The following is a 26,343-nucleotide window of genomic DNA, read 5'->3' as shown; positions in this document are numbered from 1 at the left end:
ATCTTTGAGCATATTTGTCTTACTCAAAATTCTTCCCTTACTAGTATATCACATATATTAGCATTTTAAAAAACAAGCTCATTAAAGCTTGTTTTTATTTAACTATCACAAAAGTCGTGTACATATCTTTCCACTTCTTTTTCCATAACTTGAATCTCACAAATACCCCATTTATCATTCTTTACCGTTACATCTGCCATCATCTGTAATTTTAAACTCTGGCGATTGAAAATTCCTTCCCACTGTTTATATTTTGCACTTGGAACTAAATTTCCAAACTTCGAATTTTGACTATCTGTAATGATGCAGAGATTCCCAAAGGAGTGCAAAAATTTATCATCAATTTTTTCAACTCTTTCATCACTATTTGGATGTTGTGGAAACCAATGCTCTATAGAACGACGATATGCAAATTTGAAATCTTCAAACTTAACATCGTATGCTTTCTTTAATTCTTCGCGATTTTTCCATAAAACATAATCTACAAAGTTAAAAGCATAAACAGGAATTGCACCATATTTCTTAATTCTTCTATCCTCAGTAAACAATCTTTCTTCTGCATACGTCACTGCCATTTTTTCAAGAAATTCCTTAAAATGAACACCGAAGTCTTGATCATTTAGTTCTTCAATATGTCTGTAGAGAAATTGTAAGATTTCATATAACCAACGACTATCACGATTAGCAGTAAAGGTCACAGCAAACATGGATTGGAGGTGGATAATGTTTTTATGTAAATTGTCAAACGTGTTTTTTTGAAAATTAATGCGAACATATTTCCATCCTCCATTTTCATTTCGTTGATATGTCTCATACTGACCTCGTTTTATTTGCCATTCTGTTTCATTTTCTAATTGGACATTTTTTACGATAAGCGTATCAAATATATGCTTCATAGTCAGAAGTAGTTGCCCAAATTGTTGAACCCATTCTCTATCTCGTCGTTCAATTTCAAAATTTTTCAATAATTTTTTATCATCAAATGTAGTTTCATTACTTCCTTCCATGATAAAAAACACTTGAAGCAAAAACGTTGGAAAATCAATTACAGTCGTATAATTTGAAATTTCTGCTCCATTATTTACTAAGCTACTGCTTTCATATTTTGTCTGAGTAATTGCATCTAGTAAACTCCGTTGCTCAATTTTTTTTACACTTATTTTCTCAAATACACTTTCCAATTTGAAGTTATTAAATTTTTCTCCAAAAATTTTCTCTCCCTCTTCATCATTATTATTTGGTCTGCTTCGGATTTGAAAAGCTTTTAATACTGGTTTATCAAACTCTGCACAAGCATCCCATATTCTCGCAAATTTTTGTGCCATTTCTTGATTTTCACCAAACTTAGCCATCATTTGCGCCTTAAGAATTTCATGAGCTTCTAGTTGTTCACCTCGAGAGTTAAAACGTTCAAAATAAAGATTCAAATCTAAATCTTCAGGAAGTATACTTCGAAAAATGATGACATTATCAAAAAGATAGTCAACGAAATACTGAGGATTCAATTGGCGCTCTTCTAACACTTTTTTCAATGCGTCTCTAGCATGTCCGTAGCCTCTAGTCAACTCATTTTCATCGCCCTCTGAAATTTCTTGCTTGATAAATAGCTTTTGAATATTCTTATTTGATTTCTTCCTAGCTGGGAAGGTAAGATTGACAGCTTTCAATCTATCAAAACCAAACTCATGCTTCAAAGCTAAGGCAATCAAATTAAGGGCTGTTGTTCGTTGTTGCCCATCTATGATTTTGAAAATGTCATTCTCTTTATTAACGACTAATGTTCCAATATAATAATTGTCTCTATTTTCTTGAAAAGCATCTGCTACGTCGTTCAATAACTGCTCAATTTCATCATAAGTCCAAGCAAAATTTCTCTGATAAAGAGGGATAGCATAGGTATCTTCATTTAACAAACGATTCACTGATAAGCTTATATGTGTTTCTACCATTTATCTTTTTCCTCTTCTATAATCTTGTCCACAGTATAATTTTCAAACAGCTCTCTATCTATCTTGATCATGAAATCATTCGGAGTGACAGCATGAGATAAAAGTTGAAATAGCTTTTGAGCCTCTTTTTGTCTAAACCTTCCACCAGCAGCGTATTTCCCTACCGTTGCATCATATATAGCTTTAGACTTAACTCGAGGGTAATAAGACCAAATAAACAAGGTCTCTACTATCTCCTTTGATAGCTCATCTTTTCCAAATCTCTCTACAAAAAGCGAGCAAATATTTAAGAATATATTGTGACACTTGAGATAGCGCCCTTTTGAGCTATTGTAAATGTTCAACATACCTTCTGGATAAGCTACATTTTTTTCTCCCTCTGACTCATTAGAAAGTCCTAACTCTTCATTTAAAAATTTTTTATGAACTCTAATAGTTTCATGGGCCGATTCAATATACTCAAAAAATTTACTTCCATCAATGATTGGCATAGTGATGGACATGGGGAAGTTTTCAATATGACGATATAATTCTAGGTATGGAAAATTCTGATTCAAATCAACGCCTTTAAAGTCGTCAATATAATCCTCTGTAAATCGTAGATACGAGCCATAACGCTTGTTTGTTAATCCTGTTTCTCCCCTAGACCACCGTCTCATACGGAAAAGATGTTTATCAAATAACTCTTTGAGGCTTAAATCCTTATCTTCTACAAATTGCTCCCACTTTTCAACAATCTTTTCATCTTCTGAATCTTGCTTGCGAAGATGATAGGCTTTGAGCAAATCATGAGGTTCTAAAGATTTTCCACGATTATTCTGAGAATCAAATAACTGAAAGGCCTCTGATAATCGTTCCTGTGGCATAGTAATCACAGAGACAGAACAATTTTCCAATAAAAAATTGCAAATATCTTTGGCCTCCTTTTCGCCAACCAATTGAGTCAAATTTTTCCACTCATTATAATTTTCACTCGCATGAGAACAAGATAGCTCTCCAAATTCAGCACTTAGTAGTTGATTAGCACCCTTATAATCCTCTAAATCATCTAGTAAATAAAGAAACAAGGAAATAGAAATTAGCCGTTGCTGTCCATCGACAATATCTAAGTATCCATCATTTTCATGCAAGATAACAGAGCCAACCTGATATTCCTTTTTCCCCATAGCATCTCGTAGATCATAAAAAAGATTACGGATATGCTTTCTGTTCCATTTATAAGGTCTTTGATAAGAAGGAATCCGCAAATTTCCTTCTTTCAATAGTTCTCCAACTTTTTTAGAAGTAAATTGAATACTCATTTTATCCGCCTTTATAGTATTTTAAAAAAACTACAAATTCATATGAATCTGTAGTTAAGAGTGGCTAATTCTTTTGAATAACACTTGTATTAGGAATATTTTTTGAATACTGTTCTGCTGCTTCCTTTGTCCAAAATCCTTGTGCAATCATGTTGCCAAACTGATCAATAACAATCCATTCAGTCATATCTCCATCACCTTTCTACTTATTTATTAATTATATATTAATCATTAGAGGTAGTATAGCATATAAAAATTGTAAAATCAATATTGTCTATGTAGAACATAATATTATTTTACTCAATTTAAGACCAACTACAATAAATTTTCTATATTTGAGAATACCAGTATATAATTGCAGGAGTAAAATAGTACGATTTTTAGCAAATTTCGTTCTGTCCTACCCCTGAAAAGATAGTGTAACATTCTTCCGAACTTAGAAAATGAACAATTAAATCAATCAGTTACTGCATCTTGTAATTATGACTTTTGTTCATTTAAGATTGATAACGTTTGAATAAAAATCATTTATCCATAGTTCGCCAACCTTTTTAGAAGTAAATTGAATCTCCATTTCATCCTCATCTATATTTATCTATCATTTCTTGAATTGTTTGCTTCATATCCTCTACTAAAATCCGAGGAGACAAAACAGTAACTGCTTCCCCTTGTCCGAGTAACCATCTTTTAAGCCCAGGTGTATGCTGACTTTCAAATTTTAAATGAGTCCAGTCCCCATTTTTCCCAACCATTTTTGCATTTGGAAATTGATCCATCACAATAGTCGGATCGTACAAGTACTCGATTTCAATTCTGATTCTTTTCCCAATAAAAGCGTCTACTCTCTCGTTACGAATGTCTCCATCTCTAAATTTATCTCGATAAGAAATAGAGGGTTTCTCTATATCACTATGAGACCAGGACTGGATACGGTCTACTCTTAAAGTAATATAAGTCTCATATTTCAACTGGTATACAACCAGATAGAAATAATGACTATCATAGTAAAGAGAGACTGGCAAAACAGTCTGCCTCTTAGAAGACTCAGAGTACGGGTTTTGATAGATAATATCTAGAACCTGTTCATGCAAAATAGCTTCCGATAAATCCCAAATTTTCTCTACTCTATCTTGCTGATCCGTTAAGGGAATATAGTTAAGTTTTTCACTGCCAATGATCTGCTCAATTTCTTTCTGGTCATCACGAGGAACTAAGGCAAGTAAATTTTTTAGTAAGTTATCAATTTCTGGTTTATTCAGTGCTCGATTTTCCAATAAAATCTTTGAAATAACGAGAATATCCTTTTTATTAAAAACTGACTTACTTGCTAAGCAATACTTATTCGTTTTACGGTTATAAAGCAATTCTCCACTATAACTGGTGTTACTAGATAAAATATCACGGAGTAGCGAAAAATCTCTCTGTATCGTCTTTTCACTAACCTCAAATTCCTGGGCTAATTGCTTTTTTCCTAATGAAGTACCTAACTGTAAACGTAAAAAAATGTTTAGTAGTCTCTCTTGATCATTCATTTGCAGTCCTTCTTATTATTTTTCAAGCGATGTTAGACACGCTGTCATCCCCCATTTAAAACGCACAATCAAACGAGAAGGTACATTTTCCAATTGATCTGGTTCAGTGTCACTAGAGAAAACCATTTGCTTATCCTTAACATGTAGAGAATTAAAAAGATTAAAGAATTTTTCTTGAATCATATCATCTTTTTCTCCCAATATCTGGATATCATCAACTATAAGAAGGTCTAATTCTGCATCTCTAACTTTTTGTATCTCTAGCTCATTTTCTAATAAGTTTTCGGCAGAAATATATTTTACTCGCTTTTCTGGATTGTTCTCAAGAACCTTATTTCCAATTGCTTGAAGGAGATGTGTTTTACCTGAACCTGATTCCCCATAAATATAAAGAGGATTATATTGGGGATTATATTTTAATCCTAAGTTCTTCACTACTTCTAAGGATCCTTTCTTTGCCAAAGCATTACCATCTTTTTCTATAAAATTTTCAAATTGATATTTGTTATCTAATCCTGTATTGACCATCATTTAAACCTCTTTCTTTTTATGGTATAAGTATAACAAAACAGATGGACAATATTTGTCCGTCTGTTATTTTTTTTAAAACAAATCATCAAACAAACTCAACTGGTTATCCTCTGGCATATTACCGAGAATTCCCATTTCATCCATCTTTTCAACCAAGGTTGAGGAAAGTCCTCCACGCTTGCGCAACTCAGTTTTAGAGAGGAATTCTCCCTCTTGACGGGCACGAACCAATTGCTTAGCAACGTTCTCTCCCAGACCATCCATCGCTACAAATGGTGGGATAAGGGTGTCTCCATCGATGATGAATTCAGTCGCATCACTGCGATAGAGGTCCAATTTGCCGAATTTAAAGCCACGTTCCCACATCTCATTGACGATTTCAAGTGTTGTGTAGAGGTCAATTTCTACGTTGGAAGCTTCATTGTTCTTGCGCTTTTCAGCAATTTCTTGCATCTTGCGTTTAATTGCATCCAAGCCTGCCCCCATGGTCTTGATATCAAAAGCCTTAGCACGGATGGAGAAGTATGCACAGTAATAATAAATTGGATGGTGAACCTTGAAGTAGGCCACGCGAAGGGCCATCATAACGTAGGCTGCCGCATGGGCTTTAGGGAACATGTACTTGATTTTTCCACAAGATTCGATATACCACTCAGGCACATTATTGGCCTTCATGGCTTCGATATAACCATTGCGCTCTTCTTCAGAGATTTTGAGCCACAATCCCTTACGTACGCGCTCCATGATGGTAAAGGCCATCTTAGGATCTAAACCTGCATGCATGAGGTAAACCATGATGTCATCCCGACAACCGATAACGGTTGATAGGTCTGCAATTCCAGTCTTAATCAAATCCTGGGCATTTCCCAACCAAACGTCGGTACCGTGAGACAGCCCAGAAAGCTGAAGCAATTCTGCAAAGGTGGTCGGATGGGTTTCATCCACCATGCCCCGAACAAAGTTAGTTCCAAACTCTGGAATACCAAGCATACCAGTTGAAGTCCCGATTTGCTCAGGTGTCACTCCAAGGATATCTGTGCCCGAAAAGAGTGCCATCACGCCTTCATCATCCATAGGGATTTCATTAGGGTCAATCCCAGACAAGTCCTGCAATTTCCGAATCATAGTCGGATCATCATGACCAAGGACATCGAGCTTGAGGACGTTCTCATCGATATCGTGGAAGTTAAAGTGAGTGGTCTGCCATTCAGCAGTGACATCATCTGCAGGATACTGTACTGGAGTAAAGTCATAGACATCCATATAATTAGGGATAACAACGATTCCTCCTGGGTGCTGACCGGTCGTACGTTTAACACCAGCAGCTCCTTGGGCTAGGCGCTCAACTTCGGCTTCTCGGTAGAATTTGCCATAGTCACGCTCGTAACCTTTGACAAATCCATAGGCTATTTTAGAAGCCACCGTACCAACCGTTCCTGCACGGAAGGCATATTCTTCCCCAAAGATATCACGAACATCCAAGTGGGCGCTCGGCTGATCCTCACCCGAGAAGTTCAAATCGATATCAGGTACCTTATCCCCATCAAAACCAAGGAAGGTCTCGAAAGGAATATCCTGTCCATTCTTGCTAAGCTTGTGGCCACAGTTTGGACAGTCTTTATCTGGCATATCAAAGCCTGAACCGTAGGAACCATCCGTGATAAATTCACTGTACTGACACTGACCACAGACATAGTGAGGAGAGAGTGGATTAACCTCGGTGATCCCAATCATAGTCGCAACAAAACTAGATCCGACAGACCCTCGGGAACCAACCAAGTAGCCTCGCTCGTTGGAGCGCTGTACTAGCATTTGCGAAGCCAGATAAATCACGGCGAATCCATTCCCCAGGATAGAGGTTAGTTCTTTTTCAATCCGCAAATCGACAATATCTGGCAGCGGATTTCCATAGATTTCAAAAGCTTTTTTATAGGTTAACTCGGCGACCGTTTCTTCAGCCTTGTCAATGAAAGGCGTGTACAAGTCACCTTTAACGACCTCAACAGGCTCAAAGATTTCTGCCAAGGCATTGGTATTTTCAATGACAATCTTACGAGCCAAGTCTTCCCCTAGAAAGGCAAATTCATCCAACATTTCATTAGTTGTTCTAAAGTGTGCCTTTGGTAGCGGAGCTGGTTGGGCAGCTTCTCCATGGCCGATCGTTCGGTTAATCATGGCACCCTGACCTAGACTTCGCACGATGATCTCCCGATAAATCTCATCCTCAGGTTCGATATAGTGGACGTTTCCTGTCGCAAGAACTGGCTTACCGAGACGGTCTCCGACCTCTATCAAGCTCTTGATGATGGTCTGGAGCTCCTCCATATCCTTGACCTGCTCTTTGGCAATCAGAGGTGCATAGATAGCTGGAGGCATCACCTCGATAAAATCATAGTATTTAGCTACTTCGACTGCCGCATCTATCCCTTGTGAAACGACTGCATCAAAGACTTCCCCTTCTGTACAAGCCGAACCTAAGATCAAGCCTTCTCGATGGGCATCCAGCACCGTACGTGGAATCCGTGGAACTCCTTCAAAATACTGGGTATTAGAGAGAGACACCAGCTTAAAGATATTTTTCAAGCCCACTTGATTTTTCACATAGATTGTCGCATGCTTGACACGAGCTTTTTTATATGAATCTGGACTGATTAAATCAAGGTTCAATCGCGCTAAGTCAGTCACACCGTATTTTTCTGCCACTTCCTTGATAAAGATAAAGAGCAGACGACCAGTTGCTTCCGCATCATAGTTGGCCATATGGTGGTGTTCTAGAGCTACGCCAAAACGTTTGGTTAAGGGACCCAAACCATGGCGTTTGTACTCAGGATAGAGATTTCTAGCGAACTCTAGCGTATCGATGACAGGTTGAGTGATTTTTGGAAGGCCATGTCGCTCATAGTTGGCATTCATGAAACCAACGTCAAAGCTTGCATTATGGGCTACAAGAACTGTATCTTTACAGAATTCTTGGAATTCTTTCAGAACTTGAACCAAGGGTTTCGCATTTTTTACATGGTCATCCGTAATCCCCGTTAACTCGGTTGTAAAGGCTGATAAGGGATGCCCTGGATTGATAAATTCATCAAACTCAGCGATGATATTCCCCTTATACATCTTGGAAGCCGCAACCTGAATCAAGTCATTATAGATAGCTGATAGACCTGTCGTTTCCACGTCAAAGACCACATAGGTCGCTTCAGAAAGGTCCATCTCCACTTCGTTATAAACGATAGGAACACGGTCTTCAACGATATTGGCTTCCATACCATAGATAAGCTGAATACCTGCTTTCTTGGCAGCCTTGTACCCATGAGGGAAGGACTGAACATTTCCATGATCCGTGATTGCTACGGCTTTGTGTCCCCATTTGGCTGCTGTTCCAACGATTTCTTCTACCTCAGGAAGAGCATCCATGGTCGACATGTTGGTATGGGCGTGAAACTCAACGCGACGCTCGCCTTCTGGCATCAAATCCTTACGTTCATAGTGAACGACTTCCTGCACATCTTGTACATTCATGGTCAAATCTCGTGTGAAATTATTCATCTCAACATTTCCACGGACACGGAGCCATGAATTTTTCTTAATGATGTCAAACTTTTGAGCTTCTTCTTCATTTTTGACCCATTTTTGCATGGAGAAACTAGACGTATAGTCCGTCATCTTGAAGTTAATCAAGACACGACCCGTTCTCGTCACCTTATGCTCCACATCAAAGACAACTCCTTCAAAAACCAGTCGATTTTCTTCGGTATTGACCTCAATCATTGGCGTAATCTCGGCCTTGTCAAGTTTAGGCTTAGCAGCTGCCTTCTTGGCTTGGAAATCAAAGACAGGTTTATCCTCAACAACTGGAGGAGGTGGTGCCATCTGCTCCAACTGTTCCATAGCTCGAAGGGTTTCATCATTAGCAGCTTGAACAATCATTTGATTTTCAGAATGGAAAGCTTCCTGTTCTTCCTTGGTCAAATCTTCATTTTTCTCTAAGTGACATGTAAACTTAGGAAAACCAAAGAGTTCCAGTTGTTTGCTAAGATTTGGTAGATGATTTTTTCTGAAATGCTCTGTATCTGCTGCTTCAGAGGCCTCAATAATCAACTGATCATTTTCAAATCGAACCTGAAAATCCTGATACATGGTCCGAAATCCTTGACTAGAACAAGGTCCAGCTGAAAAAGCCTCCCGATAGTAGGCCTGTAAAAGCTCTCTTGAAAAATCTTGAGTTTTCGTTTTAATTTCGAAAGTCGCTTGATTTCCTGTTTTTGAAAATTCTTCTTTCAATCCCTTCTTCAATGCTAAAAAGAGTTCAAAGGGGAGGATATTCTCAAATACAAAACGAAACTCCCAAATGTTGCTTTGTTTGTGGACAATAACTTGTTCAATTTCAGCCTGGGAGAAGGCCTCATGATTTCTTATCTCAGCGGGAATTCCCAACTGATTCATTAAAATTTCAAAAGTGGTTGACATCCATTTTCCTCACAATATACTCCTTCTATTTTACCATATTTGAGGGAGTTTTAGCTATTTCTACCAAACAGAAAAAGGAAGTCACTAAGTGACTTCCTTGTAGAGTGACGACGTATTAGTCTTCACCTTTGTTTTTCTTAATGATTTCTTCTTGTACTGACTTAGGTACATCTTCGTAGTGGTCAAATACCATCATGAATGTACCACGTCCTTGAGATGCAGAACGAAGAACTGTTGCGTAACCAAACATTTCAGCAAGTGGAACGTAAGCACGAACGATTTGGCTGTTACCGTGTGCTTCCATACCATCTACACGTCCACGACGAGCAGTTACGTGACCCATAACATCACCAAGGTTTTCTTCTGGAACAGTGATTGTTACAAGCATCATTGGTTCAAGGATAGCTGGTTGTGCAGTCTTAGCAGCTTCTTTAAGGGCAAGAGATGCAGCGATCTTGAAGGCAGTTTCAGATGAGTCGACATCGTGGTATGAACCATCGTAAAGCTTAGCTTTCACGTCAACCATTGGGTATCCTGCAAGAACACCGTTAGCCATAGATTCTACCAAACCTTTTTCAACCGCTGGGATGAATTCACGAGGAACCACACCACCGACGATTGCGTTTTCGAATTCGAATCCTTTTCCTTCTTCGTTTGGAGTAAATTCAATCCATACATCACCGAATTGACCTTTACCACCAGACTGACGTTTGAAGAATCCACGTGCTTGAGTAGGAGCGCGGAATGTTTCACGGTAAGATACTTGAGGAGCACCTACGTTCGCTTCAACTTTGAACTCACGACGCATACGGTCAACAAGGACGTCAAGGTGAAGTTCACCCATACCAGAGATAACTGTTTCACCAGTTTCAACGTTCGTTTCAACGCGGAATGTTGGATCTTCTTCAGCCAATTTTTGAAGGGCGATACCCATCTTATCTTGGTCAGCTTTAGATTTTGGCTCAACCATCAATTGGATAACTGGTTCTGGAACGTTGATTGACTCAAGGATGATTTTAGCTTTTTCATCTGTCAATGAGTCACCAGTTGTAGTGTCTTTCAAACCAACAGCAGCAGCGATATCACCTGAGTAAACAGTGTCGATTTCTTGACGGCTGTTAGCGTGCATTTGAAGGATACGTCCGATACGTTCACGTTTACCTTTAGATGTGTTCAATACGTAAGAACCTGATTGAAGAACACCTGAGTAAACACGGAAGAATGTCAAACGACCTACGAATGGGTCAGTCATGATCTTGAAGGCAAGAGCTGCAAATGGCTCTTCATCAGATGCTGGACGAGTTTCTTCTTCATCTGTATCTGGGTTGATACCTTTGATCGCAGGGATATCAAGTGGGCTTGGAAGGTAGTCGATAACCGCATCAAGCATCAATTGAACACCCTTGTTCTTGAAGGCAGAACCACACAATACTGGGAAGAATTCAACATTGATAGTCGCTTTACGGATACCAGCTTTCAATTCTTCGTTAGTGATTTCTTCACCTTCGAGGTATTTCATCATCAATTCTTCGTCAGTTTCAGCAACTGCTTCAATCAATTTTTCACGGTACTCTTGAGCTTGGTCAAGGTATTCAGCTGGAATGTCTTCTTCAAGGATATCTGTACCAAGGTCATTCGTATAGATTTCAGCTTTCATCTTGATCAAGTCGATGATACCACGGAAGTCATCTTCAGCACCGATTGGCAATTGAATTGGGTGTGCATTTGCTTGAAGACGATCGTGAAGTGTGCTTACTGAGTAAAGGAAGTCAGCACCGATTTTATCCATTTTGTTGGCAAATACGATACGAGGAACTCCGTACTCAGTTGCTTGACGCCAAACTGTTTCAGTTTGAGGCTCAACACCTGATTGTGAGTCAAGAACTGTAACCGCACCGTCCAATACACGAAGAGAACGTTGTACTTCGATTGTGAAGTCCACGTGTCCTGGTGTGTCGATGATGTTTACGCGGTGGTTGTTCCATTGAGCTGTTGTCGCAGCAGATGTGATAGTGATACCACGTTCTTGCTCTTGCTCCATCCAGTCCATTTGAGACGCACCTTCGTGAGTTTCACCGATTTTGTGGATTTTACCAGTGTAGTAAAGGATACGCTCAGTTGTAGTTGTTTTACCAGCATCGACGTGAGCCATGATACCGATATTACGAGTTTTTTCAAGTGAAAATTCGCGTGCCATGAGGTTTGTTTCTCCTATATTTTTTATTTCTATTCTATTATAACACGATTTAATAAAAACGGATAGGCAGGACCTACCCGTTCTCAATGTTTATCTTGTTTAGTTGGTTTCAACTTGTGAGATGGGAAGTTGAATTGTAGCTGAGAGCTAGGAGCTCTTTAGCTGAATTGAACTCGGGCTAAAAGCTCAAGTTAACTGATTTGAACCCGAGCGAGGCCCGGTGCAAAAAAGATAAACTGCTTTGTGTTCACTGAACACTGCATCAGTTTCCTATTTTTGCCTTGGGCCTTTGCCGCTCTTGGTATCATTTTATTACCAACGGAAGTGTGCGAAGGCACGGTTAGCTTCAGCCATACGGTGAGTGTCTTCACGTTTTTTAACTGCTGCACCAGTGTTGTTAGCAGCATCCAAGATTTCTTTTGCAAGACGATCTTGCATTGTGTGTTCACCACGAAGGCGAGCGATTGTTACCAACCAACGAAGTCCAAGTGTTGTACGACGTTCTGGACGAACTTCAACTGGGACTTGGTAGTTAGATCCACCAACACGACGTGCACGTACTTCAAGTACAGGCATGATGTTTTCCATAGCTGTTTCAAATACTTCAAGTGCATCGTTACCAGTAGCTTCTTTGATTTGCTCAAAAGCACCGTAAACGATTGAAGCAGCTGTACCACGTTTACCATCAAGCATAACGCGGTTGATAAGACGAGTAACTAATTGTGAATTGTAAAGCGGATCTGGCAATACTTCACGTTTTGGAGCTCTATTTTTACGACTCATTTCTCTTTATCCCCTTTCCTTATGCTTTTGGACGTTTAGTACCGTATTTAGAACGGCCTTGTTTACGATCGTTAACACCTGCAGTATCAAGTGCACCACGGACGATATGGTAACGTACCCCTGGAAGGTCTTTTACACGTCCACCACGAAGAAGCACCACGCTGTGCTCTTGCAAGTTGTGTCCGATACCTGGGATGTAGGCAGTAACTTCGATAAGGTTGCTCAAACGTACACGAGCAAATTTACGAAGGGCAGAGTTAGGTTTTTTAGGTGTCATAGTTCCAACACGAGTTGCTACACCACGTTTTTGTGGTGAAGAAACGTTTGTTTGAACTTTTTTATGACTGTTGTAACCAACGTTCAAAGCTGGTGATTTAGATTTTTCTACTTTTGATTTACGCGGTTTGCGAACCAATTGGTTAATTGTAGGCATCTACATTCTCCTGTGTTTTTTTATTTTTGGTGATGATACACTTGGTGACAGCTATCATCTGTGTGTACTTTTGCAACATTTGTCAGCACGTCCCTGTACACTCTTGAGAGACCAAAAGTAAAAAGTACCGTCTAACATTGTACCACTTTTTTTCTATTTTTGTCAATATATTTCTTCTTATTTTTTGACTTCTTTGCTCTAAAATCTCTTTGAAAACGGTCACCTACCAGATAGACTCTTCAACCGACCACATAGACAGAGCTTCTTGTATTTGTCGACAAAATGGTGTTTAATAGATTTGTAAGTAAGAGATCTCTATTACAACTTTATAAAGGAGAAATTATGAAACTCAGACTTGATATTGATCAGCAATACACCGAAGAGCAAATCATCATAGAGGCACCGACCTTGTCATCTAAAGTTCAAAAGGTTCAGGACTTTGTACAAAATCTTGAACAAAAAGAAACTCTTAAAGGAAAATTCCAAGACCAGGTCTACTTGATTCAGATTAGCAAGATTCAGCGTGTATACATTGAAAATCGTAAGGTTCTGGCCGAAACGGATAGCCAAACCTATGCACTTGACATTCGTCTCTACCAAGCAAGTGAACTTCTACCTGCTTCCTTTATCCAAATTTCCCAATCGGAAATTGTCAACATTGATGCAATTAGTCATCTAAAACTAACCTCTAACGGCTTGATTGAAATTTATCTTAAAAACGAAAGTTTCACCTACTCATCTCGCCGTTACCTCAAAACCATTAAGGAGAAATTAGAACTATGAAAAAACAAGTCTTCCACGATGCCACAACTGGTATCCTCATCGGCCTCACCCTATCTATTATCTTTTCTTTTATCTATTCACCAAGCAACTACGCACCTCTCAGCCCTGAATCTCCTGTTGGTCAATTCATGAGCAGTCATCAGGTTCACGGTGCTCTAGTTTTGCTCTACTGTACACTTATCTGGTCAGCTATTGGAGTCCTCTTTAGTTTTGGTAGCCGTCTATTCGCTCAAGATTGGAGCCTTCTTCGTGCGACTGTCACTCACTTCTTCCTCATGCTACTAGGTTTTGTACCTCTAGCAATCCTAGCAGGCTGGTTTCCTCTTCACTGGACTTTCATCCTTCAACTCATCCCAGAGTTTGCAATCGTCTACCTCATCATCTGGGTCGTTCTCTACAAGAGAGAATCAAAGAAGGTTGCCCATATCAACCAATTATTGGCTAAGAAAAAATAAGACCTAAAAACCCACTCACAAAACGGAGTGGGTTTTTGCTTATAATTTTTGTTTTAGCTCTAATAAGAGATTCATGGCTTGCATCGGTGTCATATTGTACACATCTACTTGGGCCAATTCTGCTAGGATAGGATTTTCTTCTTTTTCATCAAAGAGAGACATTTGCTCATTGACAACATTCCTTTGATTGATAGAAATTGGATTTTCCTGACCTTGGCTCTCTAGTTGAGTTAGAATCGCATCCGCTCTTTTTAGCAAGTCTGCTGGCAATCCTGCAATCTTAGCAACGTGAATACCGTATGATTTATCAGCTGGACCTGGTTCAATCTTATGAAGGAAGGTAACCTGGCCATTTTGCTCAAGCGTAGCCACATGTACATTTACTAGATGTTCAAGACTAGCTTCCAGACTAGTTAATTCATGGTAGTGCGTAGCAAAGAGAGTCTTGGCACCAATATGCTCATGGATATACTCGATAATAGACTGGGCTAGAGCCATACCATCATAAGTTGCGGTTCCTCGACCAAGCTCATCAAATAGAATTAATGAATCCTTTGTCGCATGACTAATGGCATTATTAGCTTCCATCATCTCTACCATAAAGGTAGATTGGCCTGAAACCAAGTCATCTGCCGCCCCGATACGTGTAAAAATTGCATCAAAGATTGGCAAACAAGCACTTTCCGCAGGGACATAAGAACCCATCTGGGCCATAATCGCTGTAATGGCTAGTTGACGCATGTAGGTTGACTTCCCGCTCATGTTCGGACCTGTAATTAGTTGGATGCTAGTATCTTCATCCATCTGGATACTATTGGGAATATAGGTCTGAGCTCCCATGACCTTTTCAACAACTGCGTGACGACCATTTTGGATAGCAATTCTAGACTCTTGCCCAAACTCTGGTCGAATCAGGTGTTGTTTTTCTGCAACTACTGCCAAGCCTTGCAAGACATCGACAGTAGCGATTCCTTGAGCCAGAGCCTGTAGACGTTGGATATACTTGCCAACCTCCTCACGAATACGCATAAAGATTTCGTATTCTAGGTTTGCTGATTTCTCACGCGCCTCTAGCATTTCGCCCTCGATACGCGCCAACTCCTCTGTTCCAAAACGCTCAGAGTTTTTTAGCGTAGCCTTACGGAAAAAGTGGGCTGGAACATTACCGAGCTGCGAGTTGGTCACATGGAAATAGTAGCCGTCTTTTTTATTGTAATCAATCTTGAGAGTATTGATACCAGAATTTTCTCTTTCCTTAGCCTCAATCTCAGCTATCCAGCTAGTGCCTTCTCTCAGCACACGACGGTATTTATCCAAGGTCTCATCAAAGCCAGTCCGGATAATCCCACCCTCTGTAATCACATGAGGAGCCTCAGGGGCAATGGCGGCACTTATCAGGCTTTCCAACTCAGGAATAGCATCTAGTTGTTCAATGAGATAAGTTAGAGCTGGTTGCTCCATTCCTTCTAAAATTGCTCGAATTCGTGGGACGCTACCCAGGGTAGTGGCTAATTGCAAGAGGTCTTTAGGGTTGCTTTTGCCAAAAGATACTCGACTCGCCAGACGCTCGATATCGTAGACTCCCTTGAGACTTTCCGTTAAATCACTGCGCTCAAAGAAATAATCCAGAAAGACTTGCACAACCTCCTGACGCTCAAGGATACGCTCCTTATCAATCAAAGGACGTTGAATCCAAGAACGCAGAAGACGCATACCCATGGCGGTCTTGGTCTCGTCTAGCAACCAGAAAAGACTGCCTTGTTTCTTGCCTGAACGAGCATTTTCAACCAAATCAAGACTGGCCTTGGTCGCAAAATCCATCTGCAAGAAATCTTTGATCTCATAACGGATAACAGGCTTTAAGTGATTCAACTCTCTCATCTGCGTCCGATGAACATACTGAAGAAGTTTTCCACTAGCTACTCTTTCAACAGATGCCAATTCTGAATCTAGTAGATGTACATCTTCATACGCTTCCTGTTCATAGGAAAGTACTAGATTCATTTGACGATTTAGAATCTGCTCTTCCACTTCGGATAGTTCGTAGCCAATCACTACTTCTCTGGCCTTGAGGTTACGGATTTCACCACAGACTAGAGAAAAATCTGATAGTCCTGTCACATAAAAATCACCTGTGACCAGGTCCATGTAGGCCAAACCATATTGAGACCCATCATGATCAATAGCTACCAAAAAGTTGTTTTGGCTATCTGGCTTGCTACTATCAACAACTGTCCCTGGTGTAATAACTTGAACAACCTCACGTTTAACGACACCCACAGCTTGTTTGGGGTCTTCCATCTGTTCAGCGATGGCAACCTTGTAGCCACGTTCAACTAGGACATCGATGTACTGTTGGGCAGAGTGATAGGGTACACCTGCCATAGGAATAGGATTTTCAGCATTTTTATTGCGACTGGTCAACGAAATCTCTAGAATCTGAGCAGCATTGACGGCATCTTCATAAAACAACTCATAAAAATCACCCATGCGAAAGAGCAAAAAAGAATCCGGATATTGTTTTTTGATATCCACATACTGTTGCATCCCAGGTGATAATTTTTCAGTAGTCATTTACTCTCTCCTTGTAAAAACAGTCCTGAGAGGAGCTCTCAAGACCTTATCTATCTTCCATTAACTCTAGCAAGCGTTCTTCCATGACTTTAGCTGCATGTTGATCCTTACAGATAACCAACAAGGTATTCGCTCCGGCAACAGTACCTAAAATCCACCCATCTTTATTTGAATCTACTACATTGGCTAAAACGGATGCTTCTCCAAGTTTAGTGTGGAGAACCAAGGTGAATTCGGCTCTTGCAACACCCTCTAAGTGATGTGAAAGGAATTCGACTAGATCAATCTTCTCTGTCTCATTTGCTAGCACATAGTAAACAACATCGTTTTTCTTAACTTTGGTTAAGCCAAGCTCTCGCAAATCACGAGATAATGTCGTTTGTGTCACAAAGACATCACAGGCTTCCAATCGATCTTGAATTTCTTTTTGAGTTCCTAATTTTTCTTCTGTAATCATTCGCTTGATGAGCTGATGACGTTCTCTTTTTCTCATAAGATCCTTTCAAGTGTATATTTATAACATTTTACATTTTTTTAGTAAGAACATTATATCAAAAAAACTGGATATTTCAAAAAATATCTCTTCTTTCAAAAAAAATGTAGTAAATTGTGATAAAATAGTAGAAAAGCCCTAAAGGAGCCCTAAATGAATACAAAAGAATTGATTGCTAGCGAGCTGGCTAGCGTCATTGATAGCCTGGACCAAGAGGCTATTTTAAATTTACTAGAAACACCTAAAAACTCAGATATGGGAGATATCGCCTTCCCTGCCTTCTCGTTGGCAAAGGTTGAGCGTAAAGCCCCTCAAATGATTGCTGCTGAGATCGCTGAAAAGATTAATAGTCAAGCCTTTGAAAAGGTAGTAGCGACAGGACCTTATGTCAACTTTTTCCTGGACAAAGCTGCTATTTCTGGTCAAGTACTCCAAGACGTTATCACTGAAAAAGAGCACTATGCTGACCAAGAGATCGGTAAACAAGAAAATGTCGTGATTGACATGTCTAGCCCTAATATCGCTAAACCATTTTCAATCGGTCACCTTCGTTCAACAGTTATCGGAGACAGCTTGTCACATATCTTCCAAAAAATCGGCTATAAAACTGTCAAGGTCAACCATTTGGGAGACTGGGGTAAACAGTTTGGGATGTTGATTGTTGCCTACAAGAAATGGGGTAATGAAGAAGCTGTCAAAGCACATCCAATTGATGAACTTCTCAAACTCTATGTCCGCATTAATGCTGAAGCTGAGAACGATCCAAGCTTGGATGAAGAAGCACGCGAATGGTTTCGCAAGCTTGAAAACGGCGATGAGGAAGCTCTCGCTCTTTGGCAATGGTTCCGCGATGAAAGCTTAGTAGAATTTAACCGTCTCTACAATGAGCTACAAGTTGAATTCGACAGCTATAACGGAGAAGCTTTCTACAATGATAAAATGGATGCAGTTGTGGACATCCTTTCTGAAAAAGGACTATTAGTCGAATCAGAAGGTGCTCAAGTTGTTAATCTTGAAAAATATGGAATTGAACACCCAGCTCTTATCAAGAAATCTGACGGTGCAACTCTCTACATCACACGTGACTTGGCTGCGGCCCTCTACCGTAAAAACGAATACCAATTTGCCAAATCAATCTATGTCGTTGGTCAAGAGCAATCTGCTCACTTCAAACAACTCAAGGCTGTCTTGCAAGAGATGGGTTACGATTGGAGCCAAGACATTGTCCATGTTCCGTTTGGCTTGGTTACAAAAGAAGGAAAGAAACTTTCTACTCGTAAAGGGAATGTTATCTTGCTAGAACCAACTGTTGCAGAAGCCATCAGTCGTGCTAAAGCGCAGATTGAAGCCAAAAATCCAGAACTTGAAAACAAAGACCAGGTCGCTCATGCTGTTGGAGTTGGGGCCATTAAATTCTATGACCTTAAAACTGACCGTACAAATGGATATGACTTCGACCTTGAAGCTATGGTATCCTTCGAAGGGGAGACTGGTCCTTATGTTCAATACGCCTACGCTCGTATCCAATCGATCTTGCGTAAAGCCGATTTCAAACCTGAAGTAGGTGCCAACTATAGCTTGAACGATGCTGAAAGCTGGGAAATCATCAAGCTCATCCAGGATTTCCCGCGTATCATTAAACGTGCAGCTGATAATTACGAACCTTCTATCATCGCTAAATTTGCAATCAGCTTAGCGCAAGCCTTTAACAAATACTATGCCCACACTCGCATCTTGGATGAGAGTCCAGAACGTGACAGTCGTCTAGCTCTTAGCTATGCAACAGCAGTTGTCCTCAAGGAAGCCCTTCGTCTGTTGGGTGTAGAGGCGCCAGAGAAGATGTAACTCGCCAAAGTTACTTGATTGCAAAGCAATCTAAGTAACTAACGCCAAATCCTATTTGGACTTTGGCTAGGCGCCTCACTAGTCTTTCGATAGAAATATTATCGATTTCTACCGAAAGACGTCGTAAATGAGGTGATTTGCCTAAACGCCTTACTAATGCATCCAAATAAATAATATCGACTTATTTGGATGCATGTCGTGATCTATTAAATTAATTTATTGCAAAGCAATCTAAGTAACTAAGGCACAAGCCTATAAGAATTGCTTTATACTATCATCACTCGAAAGGCGAAGATATTCGTTTTTCTCTAACCACTTACTTCTTTATCACTTAGGGAGAATTTTTATGAGCCAGTATGCTTATATTCTAGTTGTTATCAGTCTTCTTTTTCTCTTTCTTGTCAACAAATATGAAAAAGAGAAACTTCAAAGACTGCTTCAAGACCAACTATTGAAAGATCCAGTTTTTCGTGCAACTATCACAGAGAAAATCCAATCGACAGAAAACATCAATGATGTCATTGACTACATCAACAAAGGTTACCGTTTAGGAATTCCAATTTCAAAAGAAATAGTTGACGAAATTCGCAAATAATAAAAAACTCGAGATGAAAATTCTCGAGTTTTTTTTGTCCACTGATTGTTAAAACACATTCCAGAATAATAAGTCCTAGTAATTCCATTATCCATAGGCTTAGAAAATCTGCCTCTTACGAAACCTCAAGTTCGTAAAGCTCTGCAATAATTCCAGCAACCTTTTTGATGTCTCCCAACATACCACGCATTTCAAAGTCAGCTAGGACTGGAAAACCAAAGCGCTGGCTGTATTGCTTGGCGGTCAAACAGTATTGGTTATTGAAATTACGGTTACCCGATCCTACGACACCAAAACACTTGCTAGCATTATCACCATATGCGATAAAGTCACCTACCGGAGTGGTCAAAATTTCTACATCACCATTGTCAACCCCATTGCCACCTTCGAGGTAAGTCGGTAGAAAAGCCACATATGGGTTGGTCATTTCAAAGAAGTCTTCTCCATCCTTGACCAAGTCTTTAATATGAATTTTTTCTACTTCAATGTTCGCATACTGCTCCAACAAATAAGCTTTCAAACGTGTTACGAAACTCTCCGTGTTGCCACTTAGACTGATATAAACTAAGGAAATTTTTTTCATCTTTTCCTCCCTCTTTCTCGAATCCAAAAAAATAACTACCAAGATTGTATCTTGATAGTTATCCTTTGTCAACTCTTAGGCGAGTTCTTCCTCTTGAGATTCTGTTAATTCTTTTTGCTGACGCCATATTTTATAGAAGACGATTCCCAAAAAGATAACATTGATGACGATGAATATGATAGTGGTTACTTTTGACATGACTTCCATTCCTAAACGTAGGGTGTCATCTTTAATCAATTGCATAGCATCTTGTAGATTCATATTGTCATGGACTAGTCCAACAATAGCTAGCAAGGCATATCCAACATAAGTGTAGTTTGCCAACTGCAGGTTCTTACGAATTAAGAAAACAAAGGCTACTACAACTAGGATAGCAGATAGAATAATGAGTATCGTGTTAAAAATAGAGTGGGATGACTCTGACACTTGGTGGGCATAGTTAACAGCATCTTCTATTTGTTGAGCACTAAGTGTCCCAACATTTTCTTGGCTAGCACGAAGTGCGTCCTTACTAGGTACTGGAGTGAATATTCCAACTACTGCCAAGACCGAATTAATCGCAGATAAGACTAATAAAACCCATAGATAGATTGGTTTCTTTTTCATAAAAGTAACCTCCTCATATTTTTGAACTTATTATAGCATATTTTAAAATGGATAACAAATCTTAGAGGGTGACCTCAATCTGCTTGCGGTAGGCCTTAGGAGACTTTCCACATAGTTTTCGAAAGACCTTGTAGAAATACCCTACATTACTATAACCAACCGTATAGCAAATATCCTCAATACTATCATTTGTAGATAGTAAAAGTTGCTGGGCTGCCTTAATCCGTTGCTTATTTAGGAGTTCAGCAAAGGTTGAATTGGTTTCCTTCTTGATTAACTGACCTAAATACACAGGATTGATAAAGAGATCCTTGCTGATATCCTTGAGAGAAAGTTCTTTTTTATAGTCTCTGCCAATAACTTCAAGTACACTGACGACATTTTCATTCATACGATATTGACCAAAGAAGGACGTCAAGGTTTCCTTGGTATAAGCCACTAAGTCTTCAAAGTTTGTAATGGCATGAATTCTTTTGACAATATCTGTCATATCATCTGCTTTCAGATGCTCAAAGAGGTGGAAGACATCCATCACAAACTGAGTAAAGAGTTGCTTGGTAATGGACACCCTCGGTGTGTTTTCCAGCACAATCTTCTCAAGCAGGTTCAACTCTTCGATAATCTGCTGAAGATTTCCTTGGATAATCACTCGATAGATGGGTTCATAATAAGAAAAGAGACTTTCAGATTGATCTAGATTTACAGTCCCATAGAAGAGTGCTTTTTCAACGTCAAATTTCCATTTTTCAAAGTTTGCCTGATAAGGTGACTCAAAAGGCATAACGAGTAAACCATCGAATTTCTGAGCTGCAATCACAATCTGCCAGTCCTGACCTAGAACATAGTAAGGAATGACAAAATCCCCTTGTTTTTCTCGGGAAAGACCAATCCACCAATTTTCTTTTTGAGACAGGTGTTCTTTAAATGCTTCGTCGTCTAACTTCTGACTTAACATTTCTGGTTCATGCACTTTCTCACGAAGCTGACCAAGGATTTTCTCGAGCAAATGCTCCAGCTCAACCTTATCAACTGGTTTGACAAGATAATCTACAACATTGAGGTTCATGGCTTTCTTGACATAGTTAAATTCTTGATAGCCTGAGAGAAGGATATAGTAAGCCTCTGGCAAGAGTTCCTTCATCTCCCCAATCATTTCAAGTCCTGTCTTGTCAGGCATGTTGACATCAGAAATGACGATATCTACGGGATGCTCCCGAACATAGTCCAAAGCGTCATCCGCATGATTGGCTGTTGCAACGACTTCCATATCCCATTTTTCAAAAGGGATCAAACGCTTCAGTCCTTCTGTAATCATGTACTCATCATCAACTAATAGTACTTTATACATGTTTATCCTTTCTCTTCATCCTGAATGGTGATTCGATATTGAACACCTTTTTGTTCAGCAGATGCTACACTAATGTTATAGCGGTCTCCAAAGTAGAGCACAAAACGTTCGTGGATATTCACAATCCCAATAGACTGTCGCTGTTCCTTATAATCTGCTGTGTGTTCAAAGGTTCTTTGAGCCAGTTTCCCTTGAATTTCTGCTAGTTTTTCAGCAGACATCCCACGACCATTATCGGTTACTAAGATTTCGACATAGCCATCTTTTTTCAAAGCCTTGATACTGATAACATTATCTGTTCTTCTGTGGTCAACTCCATGGGCAAAATAATTTTCCACTAAAGGTTGGAGGGTAAACTTTGGAATACGCATTTCTTCCAATTCAGGGTCAATCTTAAATCCATAGGCAATGGATTTTGGATAGCGAACCATACAGAGATAACTGTACTTCCGACAAAACTCCACTTCTTGTTTGAGGGTCGTTTCTCGCTCGTCAGAGATATTATTGCGCAGGAGACTACTGAACTCATAGATGATATCTGCTAGCTCATTTTGATTCTCCATCACTGCATACATCCGCAAAAATTCCAGAGTATTGTACATGAAATGCGGATTAATTTGAGCTTGTAAGGCTCGCATGTTGGCATCTTTTTGATTGAGTTCCAGTTGATAAATATCGTGAATATTACTTTCTAGTCGATCCAACATATCATTTGTCGACTCAGCAATTAGTAGCAATTCCTGGTCCTTTTTATCTGTGTCAATTCTCTTGGTCTGCTCTCCCTTAGTAATGGCTTGGATGGAGTCCACCAAGTCCACAACCTGACTTTGATAGTCAGAAAAAGTCCTTCTTAAAGTCATATATAAAATGATGATAAAGAGGGCGCTCAAACCTAAAATAAGTGCCGAACTCGCTAAAGTCCCACTCCAAACATAATCCTTTGGTACAGCTACTCGAACTTGATAACCATGGGCAGTTGTTCCTACCAACCAAGACTCATTCGTTCCCTTCGCTCCAATATAGAACATATCTGTTTCATATGGTGCAATTACCGTTACGGCAACAGGAATTGTTCCCCTGGTATTGTCAATCGCCTTATAGAGGAATTCTGGTTCTACGGAAATATAAATGACCCCTAGAGCTTGGTCCGAGATGGGATCAGACACTGGAACAGCGAAACTATTGGCATCTGGTTTAAAGCTCTCAGCTGGAATCTTTTGCCCACCTCGGTTTCCTCTTTTGGAAACAAATACGTCTGTTGAATCCTGTAGAACAATCGAAATTCCTGTTACAAAATCGTTTCGCACGTATATATCATCGATATTTTCATAAATAGAAACGGAAATATAGGGCGACGCCTTGCGTTCTAACTGCCAGTAAAAATAATCTGGCGTACTGAGGCTAAAATATTTGTAAATCCCTTCAATCCGAGCTTGATTATCTACTAAACTCTGGGCTAGGCGGGTTGACTCCCGATAGTAGTATTCAACTTCATCAACTGTTCGAGCGAGAACACGCTGACCGACACGATTGGCTTCCCTTTCACGCATATCCCAGTCTGCATAAGAAATCAAGAGAGCAAAGCAGGAAATGATGATAATCATCACCAGGCTATAGATTCTTAGGAGTGAGTGGAGGCGGAATTGCTTGGTCTTATTTGGTTGCCAATTTTTCATGAATACTTTCATAAACAGGCTCCAATAAATCACTAATAAAGAAGTGCCACATTCCAATACCTACAAAGGCGATGAGGGCTGGCATATAGAAACCAATAATGGCCAACAAGACGCTACCAAGGAGAACCTTGGCCACTGCTGACAAACTCATAAAAATTCCGATAAAGGCAAGCTTTAAGGTGTTTTTATAGGATAATTCAAAGTAAACCTGTAGCTTTAAAGATACCGTATAGGCCAAAAATACCAAGGCTACTAAAAAGATATTTAGAAATGTTGCTGCCAAGTGGATAATGGTCTGGTTTGGCAACTGAATCATCAGATACAAGCCATAAATCAAGAGCAAGTCAATCCCTATAAAGGTGTAGAAACTGAGATTACTTTTAACAAAATTGCTCTTAAATAATGCCCATGCTTCCTTGAAGCGATAAGCACGGTAAGAATAGCCGTTTTCAGCAAATAAACTCATGAGAGTTGCACTAGCGGGTGCTATACCAAAGACCACTCCTCCTGCTAGTGTCAATAACCAAAAATAAGCCGTCGCAATCATCCCCAAAAAGAAACGATGAAAGACTAGCTCAATGAAATTTCCCACGGTTTGCCTCCTATAAATTAATCTAGTTTTATTATAACATATTTCAAGCGCTCTCAAAAATAGGAGCACTAAAAATAAATACATTTATTGGTTTAATAAGGATCTTTGTACTATAATAAAGATAGATAGAGAAACCGATTAATAATCAAAGAATAAACCTTTCTCCAGGACAGATGGACATATTTGAAGATTAGTTCATTGCTATTCAACTTAATTATTGGCTTGGTAAAATAACGAAAGGAGTATGGACCATGACTATTTTTATTTTAAGAACTACCGTGTTTTGGATTGCTCTTATTTTGAGTCTTTTCTCTGATAAATTGTTCAAACAACAATATGTAAAAATCGTAAAAATAATTTGCACTATAATCATGTTAGTCATTTCATTAACATATCTGTTCTAAGTTATTTTAAGAATACAGGAATTTGTTTGTCCTGTATTCTTTTTTTCTCTATAAAACGTGCATTGATAAAAACGAATAACAAAAACACCCCCAGTTAGGGAGTGTTTTCAAGGAAAATAGCAAGATTACCTAAATTTTATTATTTAGCGTCGTCTTTTTTAAAGATATTTTTAACACCTTCAACAGCGCCTTCAATAGCATCTTTTGCATCTTCAGCGACTTCTTTAACTTTAGAAGCAACTTTTTCAGCAGCTCCTTCGCTTTCAAGCCCTTTGTCACCTACCAATTTACCAACGCCTTCTTTAACAGCTCCTGCTGCTTGGTTGAATTTTTCTTCTGTAGACATAAGTATGTCCTCCTTTTATTTTTTCTAAATTATAAATTAGTGTACACGTGGTTCTGCTTTGGCTGCAGCGTCTTTAACAGTTTCAACGCCTTGCCCAACTTTTTCTTGAACGAATTCAGCACCTTCGCCAAGTTTTTCAACACCTGAACCGATTCCAGCTTTAACTCTAGAAAATTGTTCTGACGCGAACTCACCTGTTGATTCTGCCACGTCAGTTACACGATCTTGAAGGCTAACTGAGTCTGCTTCATGTTGTTCTTTAGTTTTGATGTCAACAACATTAACGTTAACTTCAACTACTTCTAGATCAGTCATTTTCGCAACTTCTGATACGATAACGTCTTTGATTTCCTTGTATAGAGTTGGAACGTTTTTTCTGTACTCTACGATAACGTTCAAGTCAACTGCTACTTGTTCTTTACCAACTTCAACGTTAACACCGTGTGTTACATCGTTAGTGTTAACAAGTTTTTCTGTAAGATTTGAGAAGAATCCACCGTCAACATGTAATAGTCCTGGGACTCTATCTAGTGAAAGACCGATGATTTTTTGAATAACTTTATCTTCGTAAGTTAATTCTCCGCGAACATCTTTAGAAACAACAACATCTTTTTTTTCAGTATTTACATTTACATTTTTTTCTACGTTTGACATATGAAACTCCTTTATTTATTTAAATAATTCTTCTGTACATAGTATCCCAACCAAATTCCTAGGGCTCCACAGATTAAAACGAACAATGTTTTAAAGAAACCGAAGGATAGGATGAAGCAGGCTAGAATAATACCTACTACACCACACAGAATTGGGTATTGATATTTTTTAAACCATTCCATTTTTTACTTCC

The 26,343-nt window shown here is 39.3% G+C and carries 23 protein-coding genes; 4 read left to right on the top strand and 19 right to left on the bottom strand.

The window, feature by feature from the left end:
• Window positions 1-98: 98 nt before the first annotated feature.
• The 9 genes from ACXYSM_RS07000 to rpsL form a co-directional block, all read right to left on the bottom strand.
• Window positions 99-1,949: a GmrSD restriction endonuclease domain-containing protein gene (locus tag ACXYSM_RS07000; protein ID WP_458634856.1), complete on the bottom strand. Its 1,851-nt coding sequence runs from the start codon at window positions 1,947-1,949 to the stop codon at window positions 99-101.
• The gene (locus tag ACXYSM_RS06995; protein ID WP_458634855.1) at window positions 1,943-3,250 is read right to left on the bottom strand and encodes a DUF262 domain-containing protein; all 1,308 of its coding nucleotides are present in this window, start codon (window positions 3,248-3,250) and stop codon (window positions 1,943-1,945) included. The genes ACXYSM_RS07000 and ACXYSM_RS06995 overlap by 7 nt, the downstream gene beginning before the upstream one ends.
• A gap of 64 nt (window positions 3,251-3,314) precedes the next feature.
• A complete protein-coding gene (locus ACXYSM_RS06990; protein WP_257375148.1) occupies window positions 3,315-3,437 on the bottom strand; it encodes a hypothetical protein in 123 nt (40 codons plus the stop codon).
• 394 nt (window positions 3,438-3,831) lie between these two features.
• On the bottom strand, window positions 3,832-4,782 hold the full coding sequence (locus tag ACXYSM_RS06985; protein WP_458634854.1) for a helix-turn-helix transcriptional regulator: 951 nt from the start codon (window positions 4,780-4,782) through the stop codon (window positions 3,832-3,834).
• A gap of 15 nt (window positions 4,783-4,797) precedes the next feature.
• Window positions 4,798-5,313, bottom strand: a complete 516-nt coding sequence (locus ACXYSM_RS06980) for a DnaA ATPase domain-containing protein (RefSeq protein WP_458634853.1) — start codon at window positions 5,311-5,313, stop codon at window positions 4,798-4,800.
• A gap of 72 nt (window positions 5,314-5,385) precedes the next feature.
• Window positions 5,386-9,783, bottom strand: a complete 4,398-nt coding sequence (locus ACXYSM_RS06975) for a PolC-type DNA polymerase III (RefSeq protein ID WP_458634852.1) — start codon at window positions 9,781-9,783, stop codon at window positions 5,386-5,388.
• Between the two features lie 115 nt (window positions 9,784-9,898).
• Entirely contained in the window at window positions 9,899-11,980 is a 2,082-nt protein-coding gene (gene fusA / locus ACXYSM_RS06970) for an elongation factor G (protein ID WP_458634851.1), read from the bottom strand.
• A gap of 312 nt (window positions 11,981-12,292) precedes the next feature.
• On the bottom strand, window positions 12,293-12,763 hold the full coding sequence (gene rpsG, locus ACXYSM_RS06965) for a 30S ribosomal protein S7 (protein ID WP_004250722.1): 471 nt from the start codon (window positions 12,761-12,763) through the stop codon (window positions 12,293-12,295).
• A 19-nt stretch (window positions 12,764-12,782) separates the two neighbouring features.
• Window positions 12,783-13,196 carry a 30S ribosomal protein S12 gene (gene rpsL / locus ACXYSM_RS06960; protein WP_001142332.1) on the bottom strand — a complete coding sequence of 138 codons (414 nt, stop codon included), beginning with the start codon at window positions 13,194-13,196 and terminating at the stop codon, window positions 12,783-12,785.
• Window positions 13,197-13,538: 342 nt separating this feature from the next.
• On the opposite strand from rpsL, the gene ACXYSM_RS06955 reads away from it, so the two are divergent.
• A complete protein-coding gene (locus ACXYSM_RS06955) occupies window positions 13,539-13,979 on the top strand; it encodes a LytTR family DNA-binding domain-containing protein (RefSeq protein ID WP_458634850.1) in 441 nt (146 codons plus the stop codon).
• Window positions 13,976-14,434, top strand: a complete 459-nt coding sequence (locus ACXYSM_RS06950; RefSeq protein ID WP_458634849.1) for a DUF3021 domain-containing protein — start codon at window positions 13,976-13,978, stop codon at window positions 14,432-14,434. Before ACXYSM_RS06955 ends, ACXYSM_RS06950 begins: the two co-directional genes overlap by 4 nt.
• Before the next feature lie 39 nt (window positions 14,435-14,473).
• Here ACXYSM_RS06950 and mutS read toward each other — a convergent pair whose 3' ends face one another.
• Both mutS and argR read right to left on the bottom strand, forming a co-directional pair.
• Window positions 14,474-17,008 carry a DNA mismatch repair protein MutS gene (gene mutS / locus ACXYSM_RS06945; RefSeq protein ID WP_458634848.1) on the bottom strand — a complete coding sequence of 845 codons (2,535 nt, stop codon included), beginning with the start codon at window positions 17,006-17,008 and terminating at the stop codon, window positions 14,474-14,476.
• 46 nt (window positions 17,009-17,054) lie between these two features.
• Window positions 17,055-17,501: an arginine repressor gene (argR, locus tag ACXYSM_RS06940; RefSeq protein WP_004250715.1), complete on the bottom strand. Its 447-nt coding sequence runs from the start codon at window positions 17,499-17,501 to the stop codon at window positions 17,055-17,057.
• A gap of 153 nt (window positions 17,502-17,654) precedes the next feature.
• Between argR and argS the strand changes: the two genes are divergently transcribed.
• The gene (gene argS, locus ACXYSM_RS06935; protein ID WP_458634847.1) at window positions 17,655-19,346 is read left to right on the top strand and encodes an arginine--tRNA ligase; all 1,692 of its coding nucleotides are present in this window, start codon (window positions 17,655-17,657) and stop codon (window positions 19,344-19,346) included.
• A gap of 346 nt (window positions 19,347-19,692) precedes the next feature.
• Window positions 19,693-19,941 carry a MarR family transcriptional regulator gene (locus ACXYSM_RS06930; protein WP_458634846.1) on the top strand — a complete coding sequence of 83 codons (249 nt, stop codon included), beginning with the start codon at window positions 19,693-19,695 and terminating at the stop codon, window positions 19,939-19,941.
• 115 nt (window positions 19,942-20,056) lie between these two features.
• On the opposite strand, the gene nrdI is transcribed toward ACXYSM_RS06930, so the two are convergent.
• The 8 genes from nrdI to ACXYSM_RS06890 form a co-directional block, all read right to left on the bottom strand.
• Window positions 20,057-20,524, bottom strand: a complete 468-nt coding sequence (gene nrdI, locus ACXYSM_RS06925) for a class Ib ribonucleoside-diphosphate reductase assembly flavoprotein NrdI (protein WP_458634845.1) — start codon at window positions 20,522-20,524, stop codon at window positions 20,057-20,059.
• A 75-nt stretch (window positions 20,525-20,599) separates the two neighbouring features.
• Window positions 20,600-21,130: an ABC transporter permease gene (locus ACXYSM_RS06920; protein WP_458634844.1), complete on the bottom strand. Its 531-nt coding sequence runs from the start codon at window positions 21,128-21,130 to the stop codon at window positions 20,600-20,602.
• A 61-nt stretch (window positions 21,131-21,191) separates the two neighbouring features.
• Window positions 21,192-22,478: a response regulator transcription factor gene (locus ACXYSM_RS06915; protein ID WP_458634843.1), complete on the bottom strand. Its 1,287-nt coding sequence runs from the start codon at window positions 22,476-22,478 to the stop codon at window positions 21,192-21,194.
• Between the two features lie 2 nt (window positions 22,479-22,480).
• A complete protein-coding gene (locus tag ACXYSM_RS06910) occupies window positions 22,481-24,154 on the bottom strand; it encodes a sensor histidine kinase (protein WP_458634842.1) in 1,674 nt (557 codons plus the stop codon).
• Window positions 24,132-24,746, bottom strand: coding sequence for a YesL family protein (locus tag ACXYSM_RS06905; protein ID WP_458634841.1), 615 nt, complete (start codon window positions 24,744-24,746; stop codon window positions 24,132-24,134). Before ACXYSM_RS06905 ends, ACXYSM_RS06910 begins: the two co-directional genes overlap by 23 nt.
• Window positions 24,747-25,289: 543 nt before the next feature.
• Window positions 25,290-25,496, bottom strand: coding sequence for a CsbD family protein (locus ACXYSM_RS06900; RefSeq protein WP_004250682.1), 207 nt, complete (start codon window positions 25,494-25,496; stop codon window positions 25,290-25,292).
• A gap of 36 nt (window positions 25,497-25,532) precedes the next feature.
• Window positions 25,533-26,150 (bottom strand): Asp23/Gls24 family envelope stress response protein, encoded by a 618-nt coding sequence (locus tag ACXYSM_RS06895; RefSeq protein ID WP_458634840.1) that lies wholly within the window; start codon window positions 26,148-26,150, stop codon window positions 25,533-25,535.
• A gap of 11 nt (window positions 26,151-26,161) precedes the next feature.
• Entirely contained in the window at window positions 26,162-26,332 is a 171-nt protein-coding gene (locus tag ACXYSM_RS06890) for a DUF2273 domain-containing protein (protein WP_004250679.1), read from the bottom strand.
• Window positions 26,333-26,343: the final 11 nt, after the last annotated feature.

This window comes from Streptococcus sp. V940 (genome assembly GCF_054353495.1).
This window is presented reverse-complemented; position numbering and strand designations above follow the sequence as displayed.

Coding starts and splice junctions, on each gene's coding strand:
- ACXYSM_RS07000 (WP_458634856.1), bottom strand. CDS start 1,949: ATGGTAGAAACACATATAAGCTTATCAGTGAATCGTTTGTTAAATGAA.
- ACXYSM_RS06995 (WP_458634855.1), bottom strand. CDS start 3,250: ATGAGTATTCAATTTACTTCTAAAAAAGTTGGAGAACTATTGAAAGAA.
- ACXYSM_RS06990 (WP_257375148.1), bottom strand. CDS start 3,437: ATGACTGAATGGATTGTTATTGATCAGTTTGGCAACATGATTGCACAA.
- ACXYSM_RS06985 (WP_458634854.1), bottom strand. CDS start 4,782: ATGAATGATCAAGAGAGACTACTAAACATTTTTTTACGTTTACAGTTA.
- ACXYSM_RS06980 (WP_458634853.1), bottom strand. CDS start 5,313: ATGATGGTCAATACAGGATTAGATAACAAATATCAATTTGAAAATTTT.
- ACXYSM_RS06975 (WP_458634852.1), bottom strand. CDS start 9,783: ATGTCAACCACTTTTGAAATTTTAATGAATCAGTTGGGAATTCCCGCT.
- fusA (WP_458634851.1), bottom strand. CDS start 11,980: ATGGCACGCGAATTTTCACTTGAAAAAACTCGTAATATCGGTATCATG.
- rpsG (WP_004250722.1), bottom strand. CDS start 12,763: ATGAGTCGTAAAAATAGAGCTCCAAAACGTGAAGTATTGCCAGATCCG.
- rpsL (WP_001142332.1), bottom strand. CDS start 13,196: ATGCCTACAATTAACCAATTGGTTCGCAAACCGCGTAAATCAAAAGTA.
- ACXYSM_RS06955 (WP_458634850.1), top strand. CDS start 13,539: ATGAAACTCAGACTTGATATTGATCAGCAATACACCGAAGAGCAAATC.
- ACXYSM_RS06950 (WP_458634849.1), top strand. CDS start 13,976: ATGAAAAAACAAGTCTTCCACGATGCCACAACTGGTATCCTCATCGGC.
- mutS (WP_458634848.1), bottom strand. CDS start 17,008: ATGACTACTGAAAAATTATCACCTGGGATGCAACAGTATGTGGATATC.
- argR (WP_004250715.1), bottom strand. CDS start 17,501: ATGAGAAAAAGAGAACGTCATCAGCTCATCAAGCGAATGATTACAGAA.
- argS (WP_458634847.1), top strand. CDS start 17,655: ATGAATACAAAAGAATTGATTGCTAGCGAGCTGGCTAGCGTCATTGAT.
- ACXYSM_RS06930 (WP_458634846.1), top strand. CDS start 19,693: ATGAGCCAGTATGCTTATATTCTAGTTGTTATCAGTCTTCTTTTTCTC.
- nrdI (WP_458634845.1), bottom strand. CDS start 20,524: ATGAAAAAAATTTCCTTAGTTTATATCAGTCTAAGTGGCAACACGGAG.
- ACXYSM_RS06920 (WP_458634844.1), bottom strand. CDS start 21,130: ATGAAAAAGAAACCAATCTATCTATGGGTTTTATTAGTCTTATCTGCG.
- ACXYSM_RS06915 (WP_458634843.1), bottom strand. CDS start 22,478: ATGTATAAAGTACTATTAGTTGATGATGAGTACATGATTACAGAAGGA.
- ACXYSM_RS06910 (WP_458634842.1), bottom strand. CDS start 24,154: ATGAAAAATTGGCAACCAAATAAGACCAAGCAATTCCGCCTCCACTCA.
- ACXYSM_RS06900 (WP_004250682.1), bottom strand. CDS start 25,496: ATGTCTACAGAAGAAAAATTCAACCAAGCAGCAGGAGCTGTTAAAGAA.
- ACXYSM_RS06895 (WP_458634840.1), bottom strand. CDS start 26,150: ATGTCAAACGTAGAAAAAAATGTAAATGTAAATACTGAAAAAAAAGAT.
- ACXYSM_RS06890 (WP_004250679.1), bottom strand. CDS start 26,332: ATGGAATGGTTTAAAAAATATCAATACCCAATTCTGTGTGGTGTAGTA.